The sequence below is a fragment of the Acetobacter indonesiensis genome (assembly GCF_000963945.1).
In the GTDB taxonomy this organism is placed as follows: domain Bacteria; phylum Pseudomonadota; class Alphaproteobacteria; order Acetobacterales; family Acetobacteraceae; genus Acetobacter; species Acetobacter indonesiensis.
On record NZ_BAMW01000006.1, the window covers coordinates 307,310 to 324,575 of the forward strand.

At 56.3% G+C, this 17,266-nt stretch carries 13 protein-coding genes; 5 read left to right on the plus strand and 8 right to left on the minus strand.

What is annotated here, in order from left to right; translation table 11 throughout:
- Positions 1-220: 220 nt before the first annotated feature.
- The 7 genes from Abin_RS02645 to Abin_RS02675 form a co-directional block, all read right to left on the minus strand.
- The gene (locus Abin_RS02645) at positions 221-1,480 is read right to left on the minus strand and encodes an NAD(P)/FAD-dependent oxidoreductase (protein ID WP_048844758.1); all 1,260 of its coding nucleotides are present in this window, start codon (positions 1,478-1,480) and stop codon (positions 221-223) included.
- A gap of 103 nt (positions 1,481-1,583) precedes the next feature.
- Positions 1,584-1,823: a DUF3297 family protein gene (locus Abin_RS02650; protein WP_048844759.1), complete on the minus strand. Its 240-nt coding sequence runs from the start codon at positions 1,821-1,823 to the stop codon at positions 1,584-1,586.
- A gap of 82 nt (positions 1,824-1,905) precedes the next feature.
- Positions 1,906-5,250 (minus strand): efflux RND transporter permease subunit, encoded by a 3,345-nt coding sequence (locus Abin_RS02655; protein ID WP_048844760.1) that lies wholly within the window; start codon positions 5,248-5,250, stop codon positions 1,906-1,908.
- Positions 5,251-5,431: 181 nt separating this feature from the next.
- Complete coding sequence (locus Abin_RS02660) at positions 5,432-6,244, minus strand: hypothetical protein (protein WP_052948148.1); 813 nt, start codon at positions 6,242-6,244, stop codon at positions 5,432-5,434.
- Between the two features lie 67 nt (positions 6,245-6,311).
- Complete coding sequence (locus Abin_RS02665; RefSeq protein ID WP_048844761.1) at positions 6,312-7,274, minus strand: efflux RND transporter periplasmic adaptor subunit; 963 nt, start codon at positions 7,272-7,274, stop codon at positions 6,312-6,314.
- Between the two features lie 15 nt (positions 7,275-7,289).
- Positions 7,290-7,490 carry a DUF1656 domain-containing protein gene (locus Abin_RS02670; RefSeq protein ID WP_084593422.1) on the minus strand — a complete coding sequence of 67 codons (201 nt, stop codon included), beginning with the start codon at positions 7,488-7,490 and terminating at the stop codon, positions 7,290-7,292.
- A 5-nt stretch (positions 7,491-7,495) separates the two neighbouring features.
- Positions 7,496-9,580: an FUSC family protein gene (locus tag Abin_RS02675; protein WP_048844763.1), complete on the minus strand. Its 2,085-nt coding sequence runs from the start codon at positions 9,578-9,580 to the stop codon at positions 7,496-7,498.
- A 324-nt stretch (positions 9,581-9,904) separates the two neighbouring features.
- Here Abin_RS02675 and Abin_RS02680 point away from each other — a divergent pair, with 324 nt between their 5' ends.
- Together Abin_RS02680 and Abin_RS02685 are read left to right on the plus strand one after the other, a co-directional pair.
- Complete coding sequence (locus Abin_RS02680) at positions 9,905-11,053, plus strand: metallophosphoesterase family protein (protein ID WP_048844765.1); 1,149 nt, start codon at positions 9,905-9,907, stop codon at positions 11,051-11,053.
- On the plus strand, positions 11,050-13,737 hold the full coding sequence (locus Abin_RS02685; protein WP_048844766.1) for an AAA family ATPase: 2,688 nt from the start codon (positions 11,050-11,052) through the stop codon (positions 13,735-13,737). Before Abin_RS02680 ends, Abin_RS02685 begins: the two co-directional genes overlap by 4 nt.
- Here Abin_RS02685 and Abin_RS02690 read toward each other — a convergent pair.
- Entirely contained in the window at positions 13,721-15,181 is a 1,461-nt protein-coding gene (locus Abin_RS02690; RefSeq protein ID WP_048844767.1) for a carbohydrate porin, read from the minus strand. The two genes, Abin_RS02685 and Abin_RS02690, sit on opposite strands and share 17 nt — an antisense overlap.
- Positions 15,182-15,380: 199 nt before the next feature.
- Between Abin_RS02690 and moaB the strand changes: the two genes are divergently transcribed.
- The 3 genes from moaB (at position 15,381) to Abin_RS02705 (ending at position 17,233) form a co-directional block, all read left to right on the plus strand.
- Positions 15,381-15,935 (plus strand): molybdenum cofactor biosynthesis protein B, encoded by a 555-nt coding sequence (gene moaB, locus Abin_RS02695; protein WP_048844768.1) that lies wholly within the window; start codon positions 15,381-15,383, stop codon positions 15,933-15,935.
- Entirely contained in the window at positions 15,928-16,506 is a 579-nt protein-coding gene (locus tag Abin_RS02700) for a DJ-1/PfpI family protein (protein WP_048844769.1), read from the plus strand. The genes moaB and Abin_RS02700 overlap by 8 nt, the downstream gene beginning before the upstream one ends.
- Before the next feature lie 67 nt (positions 16,507-16,573).
- On the plus strand, positions 16,574-17,233 hold the full coding sequence (locus tag Abin_RS02705) for a POTRA domain-containing protein (protein ID WP_048844770.1): 660 nt from the start codon (positions 16,574-16,576) through the stop codon (positions 17,231-17,233).
- Positions 17,234-17,266 lie beyond the last annotated feature (33 nt).

Below are 17,266 nucleotides of genomic sequence, written 5' to 3' on the forward strand. Positions count from 1 at the left end.
AGGACAAGAAAATGGTCGGGTGCGGTTAGAATACAGCCAAATGAGAGGTGTTCTGTGCCGACAAAGAACTGACCAGAGAGCGGGAGAAAACAGACTTTACAAAACAGGAGACGTTTTTGACAAATATGCGCTGCACGTAGCCTGTGGTTTTGGCGTGGTTGCAAAAGAAAACCCCCTGACACAGCAGGGGGTTCCATCACGCCAGCAGGTTAAGCGGCTGTTATGCTTTGCTCCATTCCGGGTGGTGGGGCACCGAAATGTCACGGCCTTTGAGCATCATGTCCCAATACACGCGGGGGAAGACGGTAGATTTCAGATACCAAGCAAAGCGGCTGGGTTTCCGCTGGTCGTAAGGGAAGCTGGGTGCCGGTTTGCCGCCATACAGGAATTCGGCCAGCACGATTTTGCCATACCCGACTGTCAGCGGGCACGCACCGTAACCGTCATACGCACCAGAAAGCGGCTTCCCATCAAGTGAGTCCAGCAGGTTTGTCACCACAACCGGGGTCTGGGCACGGGCCGCAGCCATGGTCTTGGCATTAGAGGTGCCAATCACATCACCCAGCCCAAAAATGGTGGGATATTTGGTGTGTTGAAGGGTGGCAGGGTCAACATCGACCCACCCGCCGCTTCCTGCTAGTGGGCTTTGCTTAACAAAATCAGGAGCACTTTGCGGTGGGGTGACATGCAGCATGTCAAACTCTTTCACCACATGCTCGGTTTTGCCCTCGGCATTCGTGATGGCAAAGGTTGCTTTGCGCTCTGGCCCGTTTACGGCAATCAGATTGTGTTTGTATTGCAGGTTGATACCGTAATAATCCACGGCATCCTGCAAGGACGGACGGTAGTACGCCACACCAAACAGCGCATCACCCGCCAGGCAGAATTCAACATTTGTGCGGAAGAGGGTGCCGTGCTTGCGCCAGTAGTCTGACGCCAGATACGCAATTTTCTGCGGTGCGCCAGCGCACTTAATCGGCATGGGGGGCTGTGTGAACAGCGCTGTGCCACCTGCCAGAGACTGGATGCAGGTCCAGGTATATTCCACCGTTTCCTTGGAATAGTTGCTGCATACTCCGTTGCGGCCCAACGTGTCTTTCAGGCCTTCAATCTTGTCCCAATCCAGTTGCAGGCCGGGGCAGACCACCAGACGATTGTAAGCAACGGTGCGTCCATCTTCCAGCGTGACACGGTTTTCGTCAGGCTGAAAAGACGCCACGGCCGCACGGATCCATGTGCTGCCAAAGGGAATAAGCGCGCCTTCCTGTTTCAGCGTGCTTTTCAGCGTCATGGCACCGGCCCCGACCAACGTCCAGCCCGGCTGGTAGGCATGGGTGGTAGCAGGGTCAATAATGGCAACATCCAGAGACGGGCGTTCACGCAGCAGACGTGCTGCCACGGCAATACCGCCAGACCCGCCCCCCACAATAACAACAGTATAGCGAAGGTCCGGCTGGGTGCCGGTAGCTGGCTGGGTCATGTGTGATCTCCCTGGACGCTGTCACATTTACACGGTTACATTAACACAAGGGGATAATTATATAAGGTCTTTAATTATCCATGTGCCATGTGTGGGAAGCAGTTCAGTCCTTGATCCAAACTTCCACCGGGCCCTGAAGTTTCATGGTCAGCGGGTTGCCATGACGGTCGACCGTTTTGCCAACGGCAACACGTACCCAGCCTTCGCTGATGCAATATTCTTCAACATTGGTTTTTTCGACGCCTTTGAAACGTACGCCAATGCCGCGTTCAAGCAGGGCTTCATTGTAAAAGGGGCTGGCCGGATTAACGGAAAGGCGGTCAGGCAGAGTGTCGGTTGACATAGAGTCAGGTCCTTGTCTGGTTCAAACAATGGCCTGTGTCTTACCGACTTTTGGGGGAAATGGCTATCAGCGCCTCCCGCCGTTACGGCGTGCGGGAGGGCGCGGTGTTTGATGCGGGGTGGCCAGACCGGCTAAACCGGTTGCGTATGGCTGTACCCTTGCGTTTGGTCCATGCCCCAAGCCGATGCATGAACAGATAGACAACAGGTGTGGAATACAAAGTTAGCAACTGGCTGGTGGCCAGACCACCAATAACGGCTATGCCCAGCGGGCGGCGCAGTTCAGCCCCGTATCCGTGGCCGAAAACCAGAGGCACAGCACCAAAGGCGGCCGCAAGTGTTGTCATCAGAATAGGGCGGAAGCGGGTAATACACGCCTGATAGATGGCATCCTGCGGGGCCATGTTCTGTTCCCGCTCAACATGCAGGGCGAAGTCAATCATCAGAATGGCGTTCTTTTTGACGATGCCAATCAGAAGAATAACGCCAATCATGGCGATGAGCGAGAAGGGCTGCTGGCAGATCCATAAGGTCAACATTGCCCCCACAGCGGCGGAGGGCAGGGTGGAAAGGATAGTCAGTGGCTGGATATAACTTTCATACAACACACCCAATGTGACGTACATGGTCACAAGGGCCGCAACGAAGACCAGCAACTCGTTGATCATGTTTTTCTGCATATCCCCGGCCTGCCCGGAAAAATCACCATGCAGGGCTATGGGGGTGTGCAGACTGACCATGGCTTTCTGAATTTCAGACGTGGCGTCGCCCAGAGATTTTCCGGGGGCGAGGTCAAAGGAAATCGAGCCTGAAATAAAGCCGTTTTCGTGGCTGACTTCCAAGGGGGTGGGGGTTGTCACCAATCGGGCAACAGTTGGCAGCGGCACCATGGTTTCAGAAGATGAAGACACGGCAGATCCATTGGACGCCCCAGCCCCACCGCCTGCCAGCCGGTTGGCAATGGCGTTGCGGAATGATTGCTCGCTCAGGGTGGTGGCTTTTGATGCGGTTGCGTCAGTCGGCTTTTTCACGCGTACAGTGTTTGACGCGATAGCGCCAGAGGCCGTGCCGCCAGAGGTCGAAACCCAAAGCGTTTTCAGCGTTTCCGGGTTTTCGCGGAAGTATTTCTCAACTTCCATCACCACATAATAGGTCGTTAGCGGGGTGGAAATGGCAGATGCTGTCCGTTGGCCAAAGGCATCGTACAAAGCATTGCCGATAAGCTGCGGTGTAATCAGATAACGTGCTGCCGTATCACGCTGGATCAGCACATGCATGGCTGTGCCATTGCCTGATAAGTGGCTGTTGACCCCAACCAACACCTTGCTCTTGCGCAAAATTTCGGTCAGGCGCGGCACCCAAGTGTAAATATCTTCGTCGTTGTCGCTCTGGAAAATGTAGGTGTAGGTCCCTTCATGCTGCCGTTGGCCACCCCCGTTGATATCCCCTGAATTGGAGATACTGGCAGTAAGGCCCGGAATGTCGCGCACACGGGCGCGCACGCGGGCGGCAATCTGTTCAGGCGTGGAAGACCGGCCAGCCTTATCCGTCAACTGGGCAAAAACCTGCGCATTGTTGGCAGAATCTTCCCCAGCAAACCCCAGAACGGATTCCACGTCTGGGTCAACCATCATGGCGTCAATCACCTTCTGCGCCTTGGCTGACGTTGCCTTGAAAGAGCTTGTCTGGTCAGTGCTGAGGTAGCTTTCAATCAGGGAAATATCTTCAGCCGGCAGAATGGTTTTCGACATGACAATCAGAATGCCGATGGTCGCAAAGAAACTGAGCGGCAACGTCGAGAAAATAAGCCACGGGTGCCGTAATGCCCACCGCAGGGAGCGTGTGTACCCACGCATCAGGTGGGCCATACCTTTGTCGGTGGTATCCGCCAGCAGCGTCGCGATACGGCTGAGGATGTTCCGGTTAGGTTTGGCGGGTGCGCCGTCATGATGCACTTCCAGCATGTAGGCGCACATCATCGGCGTGAGAGAAATTGACAGGAAGAAAGAGACCGAGACGGCTGTTGTCAGCGTCATGGCAAATTCAAAGAAAATCTTGCCCGGCACGCCCCCAAGCAGCAGCAGCGGCAGAAAGACTGCAATCAGCGAAATGGTGATGGAAAGGATGGTAAACGCAATTTCGCGAGAGCCAAGAAGCGTTGCCTCCATACGGCTCATACCGTCTTCCATGTGGCGGGCAATGTTTTCCACCACCACAATGGCATCATCCACCACAAAGCCGGTGGCGATGGTCAGCGCCATGAGCGACAGGGTATCGAGCGAGAAGTTCAGCATATGCATGACGGCCAAAGAGCCAGCCAGTGAAATGGGCACTGTAATGGCGGGGATCAGCGTTGAACGCCAGCTTCGTAAAAAAGCCAGCACCACCAGCACCACCAGCAAGACGGAGATAACCAGCGTATATTGCGTATCAATCAACGCACCGCGGATAGAGACAGACCGGTCAGATACCAGTTTGAAAGACACGTCAGGCGGCAGGGCACTTGCGAGGATAGTGGTCCGTGCCCGAATGGCGTCCGTTACTTCAATGACGTTTGCGCCCGGCTGGGGGCGGATGACGGCAATAATGGCAGGCTTTTTATTATACCAGCCAGCCTTGCGCTCGTCTTGTGGGCCATTCCGCACTTTGGCAACGTCTGCCAATCGCACGGGGCGGCCGTTACGGTAGCCAATTACCAGATCCTGATATTGTTCTGCCGTGCGGGCCTGATCGTTGGTTTCCAGCGTCAGGCGTTGCCCCCCGGAGTCAATAAAGCCCTTTGGGGTATTGGCGTTGGCTGAGGCCAGAGCAGACCGGACGTCTTCAAACCCGACCCCGTATTTATACAGTAAAAGCGGGTTCATCTCCACGCGCACGGCGGGCTTTGATGCGCCAACCACATCCACCCAGCCTACACCCTTAACGCCGCCCAGCAGCGGTTTAAGCCGCGTTTCTGCCAGATCACGCAGGGCGGTGGTGCTGCGGGTGTCTGACGTCATGGTGGCCAGCATGATCGGGCTGTCAGACGGATTTGCCTTGAAATATTGCGGCGGCATCAGCAGCGTTGTTGGCATATCTCGCCGGGCGGCCTGCAAGGCGGCTTCAACGTCACGCGCGGCCCCGTTAATATCCCGGCTATCATCAAAAAACAGCAGGACGAAGGCGTCTTTATCCGTTGATTCGGACCGCATGCTGGTCAACCCCGCAATCTGGCCCAAATGCCGTTCAAGCGGGGTTGTGAGCGAGCTTGCCATCTGTTGGGGAGAACTACCCGGCTGGGACGCCACAACATAAATCACGGGTACTGAAATGTTGGGCAGATCGGCTACAGGCATGGCACGATAGGCGAAGACACCCGCCAGAACAAAGGCCATGGCCATAAGAATGGTGCCGACAGGGCGCATGATAAAAAGCCGGCAGAGTGACAAGCTGGGTCTTCCTTGGTCTGAAGCGGTTACCCACCTTTATGGCAGGGCAGAGGCCTGCGCCATTTGGCACAGGGATTTCATGTCAGTTCTGACATCATAATGTTGAAAGACAGGAACGAAAGCCTGATTTTACTGCATCAGCCCAAGAAGAACATGCTTTTTACACAGAAGACGTCAGGTTTTACGGAATAACGCTGACCCGGTCGGAATGTGTGCGGCGCGGGGTGGCGGCATCTGTTATGACTTTCCCACTTCCATCGCGCTGAATGGCCAGGGTTCCCGTTACCTTATCGATAACAATATTCCCGCTGGACAGGCTGTGAAACATGCCGACATCGGTCTCACCCTTTAGAACGGCATCGCCCGTACTGGCAGAGGTGATTTCCAGTGCCAGTAGCTTGCCGCTTTCCCCGGTAAAAGTGGCCGAGCCACCCAGATAAAGGGCAATGGCTGGCGCAGTAATGGTCTTGATGGTGACCGGGGCAGATACGGTAGAGCGGATACGGGCGCTGTCAGACAGCGTGGTGATGGTAATCGGCCCCGTGGAATCTGAAACCAACCCGAGTTCTGCCGCGCGGCCCATGGTAAAGGGGGCGGACCCTGCGCGGACGAAAACCGTTCCTTTCCGGTCATCCAGCGTAATGGCCGTGCTGCCTGAATTCTCGATTGTCAGCGGGAGGCTCGGTTGAGTGGTAATTGTCAGGTTTCCTGCATGGGGGCAGGTTTGCTGACTGATGACCACGACATGATCTTTATTGACGTCTGCCTTGATGCCCGCTGGCAGAGGCTGCGTGATCTGCACCGCGTCAGATAAACTGTCGGATGTCGTAATGTGCAGATGGTTCAGGCAGGGGGTGCTGACTGTTAGCGCCTTGCCGGCCAGAGTGGTTGCTCCCACCGCAGCATGGCTGGCCAGAGGGCCGGTTGCCAGCAGCATGGAGAAAAGAGCGGCAGACCGTGAGGCCTGACGATGGCGCAGGAAGAAGCGAAGCATGAATGACCCTCTGCCAGTCCTGAAAGAAATCGTCCAGTGACTTCCCTGAACGTCTATGGCTCAGGCGTCAGTCGCGTGTGCCGCTGCCGCCTGTGCCGCCTAATAGCGTATCATGCAGACGGTCAAACGTCTCGGTCAGGGTATCATGGGCTCGTTTGCCTTTGCTGCCCACAACAGTCACGGTTGTGGTCATACCTGCTGCAAGCTGTGTGCCGGGTGGGATGCTATCAATATGCACACGCACCGGGATACGTTGGGCCAGCCGAACCCACGTATAGACCGGATCGACCGAGGGTAGACCCTGAGTGGCGGGGGTGGCGTTTGGTGTTGCGATACCGCGCGTGATGCTGACAACATGGCCCCACATGGGGGCGCGGTAGCCCATCAGATCCATACGCACCCGGTCGCCAACATGGATGGCGCGGATTTTGGTTTCCTCAAAATAACCATCGACCCAGTAGGATGAGGAATCAATGACCCGGATGTTCGGTGTGCCCGCCGTAGCAAAGTCACCCACCCGCATGATCAGGTTGGTGACATAGCCTGTAACAGTGCTGCGCACATGTGTTCGATCCAGATTGATGCGCGCCTGTGAAAGAGCCGCCATAGCCTCACCATACTGGGCTTTGGCAATATCTGCCGTGGCTTGAAACACCTGCTTTTCTTCACGCGATGCGGCAACTTCTGTCAGTTTGTCGCGGCGGTTTTGCTGGGTGTCTTTCAGCACCATGTCGGCCTGCCGTTCATTCACGCGGGCTGTGGCGGTGGCTACCGCCACTTTGAAGTCAAACGGGTCAATATCGTACAGAATATCACCCGCGTGGACGAACTGGTTGTCCTTGACCCGCACATCAATAATCTGGCCTGAAACACGGGGGGCAATATCGGCCACCTGCACACGAACCTGCCCATTCCGGGTCCACGGTGCGGCGGTGTAGTAGTCCCACAAAACAAGGGCGACAATGGCGGCAATGGCAAGGATTGTCCCGGTCGTGACAAACTGCAGGGCGCGGCGGGCGCGTTCAAACACGGTCGGAAAATCCTTTCACAGAATCAGGGTATAAAGGCCGATCAGGCAGACAAGCAGCCCGAATTCAGCCAGAGGCACGTTCCAGATCACTCGTCTGGCCCCCACTTTTGCCAGAAGCGGGTTCAGCAAAAGCAGCGTGGCGACGGCTAACCCCGCATGGATGACAAAGGACGACACCAGAAGGCCGCCAATATCCAGAACAGGTCTTAAATCCAGTTCCATCAGAAAGCCTTCCACCGCTGGTCTGGCAGGGGCAGCAGATCATATAGATGCAGGGCAGAGCGATTATGCTCCAGCAATCGAATGGCCCCCACCATGGCAGACACGGCCCCCAGTGCGGTTGCCATCTGCCCGTGGGGCAGTGTGATGCTGTGGTCAAGCAACAGGCGGGCCTTGTGCTTCATGCGGTACAGGGCGGCATCCACATTGTAGATGATGGTGGAGCGATATGCGGCCTCGGCATCGGCGCGAATGGCTGGAATGGTTGCGGCCCGTTGCAGATGGCGGCGGGCGCGGGCCAGTTCCACATTCAGTTCATCAAGGCTTGAAAGCCGCATGAACACGCGGGCTTTGGCCTTGTTTGATGGCAGGTAGCTGTTCCATTCCAGAATACGGCACAGCCGATCATAATGACGGCTGATCAACGCCGAGCCAGCTTGTTCTCCATGGCCTTCAAACTGCAACCGCAGATCATGCCCGATGGTAATGGCAACACGGAAGCGCCGCCGGTTGGCGGAGGGCGGCAGCAGCAGCACCAGTGAAATGAAAATGACAATGGCCGAAAATAGATACAGCACATTGCGATCTATAAAGGCTGAAGGTTCGTAATTCTGTTCGTTCGCGACGCCCAGAATGACAAAGAAGAAAACGCCAGCGTTAAAGCCTACCGTGGCTGTCTTCGGGTTCATTAACATCAGGCAACTGGCAAAAATAACGGGAATAATCGCCATGGCCAGAAATGGCATGTCCGCCCCATGAGGCAACACGCCAAAGTTGAGAACAGCAGCAACAACAACCGCAAGCGGGGTGCCAATCAAAGCACCCATACCGTAGCCACGGGCATTATAGGTGGTGGCTGCCAGTGTCAGGATAATGGCGACCTGAGACAACGCTGTGTAAGTGGATGGAATATTTGAAATAATGCACAGGCCAGCGGCAACCGTAAACCCTACCAGCGTACGCAGCCCCGCCAGCAGCCCGGCAATAACATCCTGATGCTGGTCAATTTTCAGGTCAGGCGCGGTGGTGCGGGCTTTCTTGCCGTTTTCAAACGCATCAATCCCGTCTTTGGCCCAACGGGCGTCTGACAACAGGGCCATGGACCGTTCGATCAGCCACGCTTCATCAAGCGTTGGGCCGCGTGACAGTTCTTCCGTATGGGCTTCACGCGCCAGATCTTCCAGATCCTGCACGGCCTGACGGGCTGAATCGATTGGCGCACCGTCACCAAACGCCGTGCGGATATGGTTTAGCACCGGGCCTGAAATTTCGCCTTGTCGCAGCACGGCGGCAATGGCGCGGCTGCAACTGAGCATTTCAAGCAATGCGACCATGGCAGACCGTGCGCCAGCCAGCCGAATATGCGCATCAGGCAGTTCGGTCTTGGCGTAAGAAACCTGAGACGTCAGAGAAATAATTTCTCCGGCCAGACCAGCGCAGGCCATTTCATCGGGGATGCCGTGCCCGGCAATGGCTTCACGCGCAATCCGGCGCACCATGTTGGCCGTACGGTTCAGATTGGCGGCCAGTTTTTCCCAGGCAGTGGGGGATCCAAAAATATCATTAATGGCGGCAGTCGCCGCAATGCCCACAATAATGGCCGATACACGGTTGATTGTTACGTCAAAGGCGCTGGCGGGGCTGTCAATGCAACTGATGCCCACAATGGCGACCGTGTAGCCTGACAGCATGGCGGCATAGGCGCGGAAGTCTTTTTCCAGGGTGCCGATAATGGTGCACAGCGTCAGCCATAAAGCCACGCCCCCAAGAAACACACCGCGTTCCTGGTTAAAGCAGGCCGTCAGAAAAAGAGCGACGAAGGCCCCAATAAACGTGCCAGCCAAACGATAGACTGCTTTTGAAATCACCTGCCCTCGTAGCGGCTGGGCAAGGATCATGACGGTTACGGCGGCTGATCCGGGGGAGGATAACTGAAGCCAGAAGGCCGTCGCCAGCGCCAGCACGACAGAAAGCCATGTGCGCAGGCAGAACAGAAACCAGCCGGGCGGAAAAACGCCGCGTGGCAGCGGCAGACGCACGCCCTTCCAGAATCCTACAGTTGAGGCCGCCGGGTGTTGCACAGTCATCCTTTCTTCACCCGTAAACCCTTACTGAAACACGTCATGCAGACTGTCGGAAAAGCCGAATCAGACTCCGCTCCAACGCGGATGCCGGACCAGAGCAGTCTATTAAAATAAAATATAAAGTCTTGTGTGATGTATCTGACGCTGGTCCGGGTTGCATTAAATGCGCAGGAACCAAAAAATATGAACGGCTGATCCGCAAAAAACCATGGCCCTGTGGGCGTTACCGCCTGATGTTCCCGGCTAGGAAAAGGAACACCCGGCATGGCGTTCTTCTTTGGAATGTGATGTTTCAGAAGAACGAAACGTGATTGGCGGGGTCAGTTCATGAAAATTCTTCACACATCTGACTGGCAGATAGGCCGAATATTCCGTTTCGCGGATGATGATACACTGGGCGCATTGCAGGCCGAGCGTCTGGAAGTGATTCGGCGTCTGGGCCTTTTGGCACGGCAGGAAAACGTGACGCATGTTCTGGTCGCGGGCGATGTGTACGAACATGAAACCCCAACCGAACGCACCCTGCACCAGCCCATGGAACGCATGCGCCAGTTTCCCGATGTGCGGTGGCATCTTATTCCCGGCAATCATGATGCAGATACGCCAGATGGGGTCTGGGCGCGGCTGCTTCGTGAAGGGGCTGTGCCAGAAAACGTGACGGTGCATCGTCAGCCCGGCCCGGTGGTGCTGGATGAAAGCGAAAACGCGTGGCTTCTTCCGGCCGTGCTGCAACGCCGGCACGTCCTGGCGGATCTGACAGCTTATATGGATGATGCACCAACCCCGCCTGATGCGTTGCGTATCGGGCTGGCGCATGGGTCTGTCACGGGCTTTGGCAATGGTGAGGAAGCAGAACACAACCCTGTGGCGATTGATCGGGCCAAAAAGGCAGGGCTGACTTATCTGGCTTTGGGTGACTGGCACGGATTTTGCCAGATTGATGCCCGCACCGCGTATTCGGGCACACCGGAGACTGATCGTTTTACAACGGGTGGTGGGGGCGGTGGTGAGGCCTTGATTGTCACTCTGTCCGGCCCCCGCGCGGAACCCCAGATTACCAGACACCGAACCGGCAAATATGTGTGGAAAAAGTTGGATGATGTCACCCTGACCAAAGCGGATGACATACATGCTCTGGAAGCAAGGGTACGCGGCATCGCACCGGATAACCCCGGATCAGTGCTGGTGTGGCTGGCAGTAAGCGGGCTGTTAAGTGTGGATGATCTGGCTTTGTATGAAAGTGCGATTGTTCGGCGCTTGAGCGGGGCAGTGGCTTGCCTGCGATTGTCAGGCGCGCCGCATCTTTCGGCCGGACTGGATGATCTGGAGCGTTTTGGTACCGGCGGCGCTGTCAGGTTGGCAGCGGAGGGACTTTTGGCCCGTGCTCAGGCCGGTGGTGAGGAAGGAGCGATAGCGGCAGATGCCCTGCAACGGCTCTTCCTATTCTGGAATGAAGTGGGAGGGCAGGCAGCGTGATTCTGACAGAGTTACAGATTGAAGGATTCCGCCGCTTTTCATCGCCCGTGCGGCTGGAGGGGCTGGGTGCTGGGCTGAATGTGCTTGCGGCCCCCAATGAAGCCGGAAAATCGACCCTTCTGGCAGCGTTACGGGCAGCCTTGACGCTTCGGCATACGTCTAAAACCAGTGTTATCAAAGGCTTTGCCCCGTATGGCGGCGGTGCCCCGCATGTGGGGGTAAAGTTCTTATGGAAGGGAACAGCTTGCGCGCTTGAAAAACGTTTTCTGACCAAATCACGGGCGCGATTTAGCATCGGTTCAGAAATATTTGAGGGCGATCAGGCAGAAGAAAAGTTGCGTGACCTGCTGGGGTTGACCGAGGCAGGGAAAGCGGAAGCCGCCGGGTTATGGAATGCGTTGCTGGTGGGGCAGGGGGAAAGTTTTTTTCAGCCTCAACTGACTGATGCCGGGCATGCCAGTCTGCGTGATTGCCTGGAACAAGGCGTAGAGGACGCGACCGGGGGCGCTGCGGCCAGCGCGGTTCTGGCCCGTGTGAAGGATCGCTTAGGGCTGTTTCAGACGGCATCTACCAACAAGCCTACCGGCCGCTACAAACAGGTGTTGGAGCAGGAACAGCAGGCGCGTGAGGGGCTGGCCAGACTGGAAGCCCGAAAAGCGGCGTTGGAAGATGATCTGATTGCCCTTGACCATGCACGGCGCACGCTGCGGGAGCAGGAAAACCCGGAGCGCCGGGCACAGGATGAAGCCGCGCTAAAAGAACTACGCATCGTGCGTGACCGGGTGTTGCTGCTGGATGCGGAAGAACAAAAAGCCCGTTCGGTTTTGGCTGCCGCCGCTGCTGCCCATGATGCTGCCCGGTTGGAGCAGGAGAAACGGCAGGAGAACGCGCTTCGGCAACAGCAGCTTGAGCGCGAGTGCTCTGCGGCAAAGCAGACTCTTGATGCGGTGGCGAACCAGTTAGTCAAAGCGCGGCAGAAGTTCGAAGCTTGCCGTCAGCAGCGCGAGCAGGCGGAACGCACGCATCAGACCTGCCGACAGCAACGGATAGCGGCTTCGCGCTTTGCCGCGCTGGCGCACCTTCAGCGTGTGGTGGAGCAGGAAAAGGCTATTGTGCGCCGTGCCGAAGCTGCTTTTACTCGACTGGAGCAGGAGGAAGCTGTTCTGGCGGCATTGCGCATAGATGAAGCGGCTATCCAGCGTATCCGCAAAGCCGCGCAAGCGTATGATCAAGCCGTAACCGTTCAGGCCGCCAATGCTCCAACGCTTGTCGTATCACTGGAGCCTGATGCAGCCCAGCGCGTTAGCCTGAACGGACAGCCATGCGCTGATGGCGAAACACGCCTGACGTCCCTGACAACATTGCGCATTGAAGGGATAGGGCAGTTTCAGATTATTCCCGCCCGGCTGGAGCAGGAGGCCGCAGAGGCTCAACGTGTTATGGTGCGGACCCGGTTAGACAAACTGCTGGAACAGGTAGGCTGCCCAAGCGTGGCAGATGCCGAATTGGGGTATGAAGCGCATCGGCAGGCTGTTGTTCGCGTGGCGGAAGCGCGGGCGGCCTATGGTGCATCGCTACCAGAAAACACGGCTTTGACGCCTGAAAAAGCGCGACAGGCATTAGGGCTGTTACGGCAGCAGGTGGCTCAAAAAGAAGCAGATCTGGCTGTGGCGCAAAAGGAGAGCAGCGCGCAGCAGGCGGAAGCGCTGTCTCTGACACCAGAACAGGCGGCGGCGGCCGAGGAAGCGGCGGCGCAGGCCGCAGAAACAGCGCGACAGGCAGAACGGGCAGAGCAGGCCGCGTGTGCGATGGTCACAACCCAAAAGGAGAAAGCAGAAGCAGCGTTGCATAATCTTGTGCAAATGGTGCAGCAGCTTCAGCGCGAGGATGCCGTAAGGGTTGCCCGCGAAACAGCAGAAGCCTTGGCGGAGCGTGCCCTTCAGGCCCAGAAAGACCAGAAAGCAGCGCAGGACAAAGTGGAGCAACTGGCACAGGCCCGGCAGGACGACCAGCCGTTGGCGGTGGTGGAAACAGGCATCAAGCGGCTGGAGCAAGTGCTGGATACCACCCGCACGGCCATAACCCGGTTGCGTGAAGATATTCGGGGGCGGGAAACCCGCGTGCGTCTGGCAGAAGGTGAGGGCGTGGACGAACAGATAGCCGAAGCCCGCCGTACGGCAGAACGTCTGCGTCTGGAATGTGAAAGCTGCGAGCGGGAGCGTGCGGCGCTGGCGCTATTGCAGCAGACACTTGCCGATGCTGAACGTACACAGACTGAACGCTATCTGGCCCCGCTGATGCGCACCGTGCAGCCTGCTTTTGCGGCGGTTTTTCCATCAGCCACCATCGGGCTGGATGCTGGATTCAGCGTACAAAGCCTGACCCGCAGACAGACGGAGGACTTCAGCACCTTGTCTGATGGCACGCGAGAGCAGATTTCAGTTCTGGTGCGGCTTGGCTTTGCTGAACTGCTCTACACCCGGCAGGGAAGCAGCATTCTGGTGTTGGATGATGCTTTGAGTTTCTCTGATTCCCTGCGTCTGGAACGCATGGTGGATGTGCTGGCGGAAGCCGCCACCCGTTTTCAGATACTGGTGCTGACGTGCCGAACGGAAACAGCCGTCAAACTGGGGGGCAGGGCCTTAACCCTGACCCCCATGCCGGAGTTTACAGAACTACGTTGAACTGAAGCGCCATGACGGCGGCATCATGGAAGGTTGTGGTGCCGCCGGGACGGTTAATGTACTGAAAATCAGGCTGCAATGTCAGCCCATTGGCAACGTGGGCGTTGTAGAACAGTTCGTAGATGTTTTCGTGCGACTGCACACCCCAGACCTGTCCCCACTGGTTTGACTGGAAGGGCTGGCCACCAAAAATCGAGGCTTCCTGCTGGAGTGCAACGGTACGGCTCATTTTCAGCCACTGGTACATAACACCAATGCTATCCAGCGGGCGGCCCCAGGGCTCCCCGGTTTCAATAAAACCACCCCAGATGTGGTGAGACATGGCGGTGGTTTTACCGTCCGTCCACATATACCCTGCGTGAGCAATCAGCCCGTTGATCGGGCCTTCCCCGTTGCGCATCAGCATCTGGTCGGCAATGATCCAGGCACTGGCGCGGCCAGCATGATAGCGGGCCGGTTGACCAGTCAGAACCCAGGGGTTGCCGTTGATGTCTTCATACAGGTCTTTGTATTTGGAGTTATCGTAGCTGTAGCCAGCCTTATAATGCCCGACCAGATGGTTTTTGCCGAAGGACGGCAGCCAGCCGACTTCAACCGGGGTTGAGAACTTACCCAGACCATCCTGCGCCCATGCCCACCCCGAAATGCCGCCGTTATAGGCGTGGGGTGAAACAGCAAATAGACCGCCCATAATGTAGGTTTCGTTGGTGGGCATGACACGCACCACAGCGCCCAGATTGCCCGATGGCCAGTCACGGTTGCCCTCGGTGTATTTATTGGGGGCCGGGTTACCGCACACCGCCACGTTCATATACATACAGAACAGCGGTGATGCAGCGAAGAAGCTACCGACAGGAATCCAGCCCGCGCTGACATCGACATGGTTGTTCAGGAACGATTTTTCACCGTATAGATACACAAGATGGGCCACGACGTTACCACGGGCACCATAGATCTGCTGCACCCCACCAATCGAATCTCCAATATAATCGGTGCTGAGGTTTCTGCCGTGCCCGTTCACCACCATCATGTGGCTCCAGAAGCCTTTCATGAAGTCGGCGTTGGTCAGCTTGCCCCAGTCAACATCAAGCTCAACACCCACCTGGCCGGCATTGGTGACACCCTGTTTACGGCCACCTTTGAAGTTGCCCGCAAGTTCTTCATGCACGTCAGCCAGAATATGAATACCGTGGTCAAGCAGCCATGGCTGCGCGCCCCACCAGTCCCCAAAGAAATGGTTATGGCCATAAGGGGCCGAAAACAGCGGGCCGGGGTCTTCAACCGGGTTGGCTTCATTATTGGCTTCAAGGCTGGGCCATAGCCCGACTGCACTATTACCGCCGGTCAGAAGCTGTGCATGCGCCTGCGCAGAAAACGCGGACACAAGAAGACAGGTCAGGGAAAGAGTGCGGAAGGAGAATGGGCCAGAAGAAGTTTGGGTCATATTTCTTGGTTTTCTTGTGAATGAAGCAAACGGAGGCAAGGGGAGCTTTTCGTTTTGGGAATGGGTGATGTTCGGATTAAAACATTTTTACATAATTTGGTTCCCAAACAGCTTTTTCAGTGGTGATTTTATGGCGAGCACCCGTTTTTTTTGATGAGTGATGCGTTGCTGCATCAGAAATGAGGTAAGAACTCACCCTATGAGCAAGATAGACACAACACGCCCCTTCCTGCCCGTGCGCATTGCTGTGATGACGGTATCGGATTCACGCACACTGGATACGGATACATCCGGTCAGGCACTGGTTTCCCGCATTGAATCCGCAGGTCATGTTCTGGCCAGCCGCGCTATTGTGCCAGATGATGTGCAACAGATAACAGAACAGCTTAAAGGCTGGATAAATGATCCTTTGGTTGATGTTGTCATAACCAGCGGCGGTACGGGTGTGACCGGCCGTGACGTGACGCCAGAAGCATTTGATGGCGTGCTTGAAAAGCGCATTGAAGGCTTTGGTGAGCTTTTCCGGATGTTATCTTACAAAAAAATTGGCACATCGACAATCCAGTCACGCGCCTTGGCGGGTGTGGCAAACGGGACCTACCTGTTCGCCCTGCCGGGTTCGACCGGGGCTGTGAAAGATGGCTGGGACGATATTCTGGTTTTTCAGCTTGATAGCCGCCATCGCCCCTGTAACTTTGTTGAGCTTATGCCCCGCCTGCGGGAACATCTGACAGAAGGAAGCCACCATGACTGATGATGTAAAACTGCTGATGCTGGCAGGCGATTATGTTGAAGATTATGAAATCATGGTGCCGTATCAGGCGCTGCTGATGCTGGGGTATAAGGTCGATGTGGTCAGCCCCGGCAAGAAAGCGGGCGATAAGGTAATTACTGCCATTCATGATTTTGAAGGGGCACAGACCTATAGCGAAAAGCCCGGTCATAATTTTGAACTCAACGCCACGTTTGATGACATCAATACGGATGACTATATCGGCCTGATTGTTCCCGGTGGTCGTGCGCCGGAACATCTGCGCATGAATGCGCGTGTAATCGAAATTGTGCAGGCATTCGCCGACCGCCCTCTGGCTGCCATCTGCCACGGTGCGCAGCTTCTGGCCGCGGCAGGAATTATCAAGGGGCGCAAGGTTTCAGCCTATCCAGCGTGTCGCGCTGAAGTCGAACTTGCTGGCGCAACGTATGCCGATATTCCGGTAACGGATGCCGTAACGGATGGGGAATTAGTGACAGCCCCCGCGTGGCCCGCACACCCGGCATGGTTGGCCCAGTTTCTGACAGTTCTTGGGGCAACGATCTCGATTTAGTGCTTTGGCATATCCATCCCGTTGTGCATCATGACAGCGATTCTCAACTGGATGGAGCCTTTTCTTGATGCGTAATGCCTTTACCTGTGCCGCCATTGGTCTTGCTCTTGTCGGCGGGGCCATGCCGGTATGGGCGCAGCAAGCCTCAACCTCTGCTCCCCCTTATGATGCCCCAACGCAGGTGCCGGGTGATGGCAAGTCTGCCTTACCCCCCGTCACTGCGCCGCTTGTGCTGAAACAACTGACTATCCTTGGTAATCAGCGTATTCCCGCTAATCGTCTGATGGCCGCTGTTCCCTTCCATGTAGGGGATACCGTTTCGCAGTCCCGCATTACGCAGGGCCTACAGGATGTCATGAAGGTTTATCAGCAGGACAATGTAGGCGCGCGCTTTCACCAGAACCTGAAACTGACGGGTAAAAACGTTGAAGTTGAATGGAAGATTGAAGAAACAGGGGCTGCGGCCACAACAACGCGCCCGCTGAAACTGGAAAGCGTCGATTTTTCAGGTAATCTTCACGTCGCCACGTCAGAGTTGCGGAAAGTCTTGCACCTTCAGCCCGGACAGACCGTAACCCCCGATGACGTGCTGAGCGATGAAAAAGCGATTCAGGCCGTCTATGTGAAGAAAAATATCGGTGTGACGATCGAGCCAGACGTGCAGTACCCGCACAAAGATGAACGGGTGGCTATTACCTACAAAGTGACTGAAAAATCCCCTGACTGATACTGCCTGACTGATCCTGAAAGTGTGGCAGTT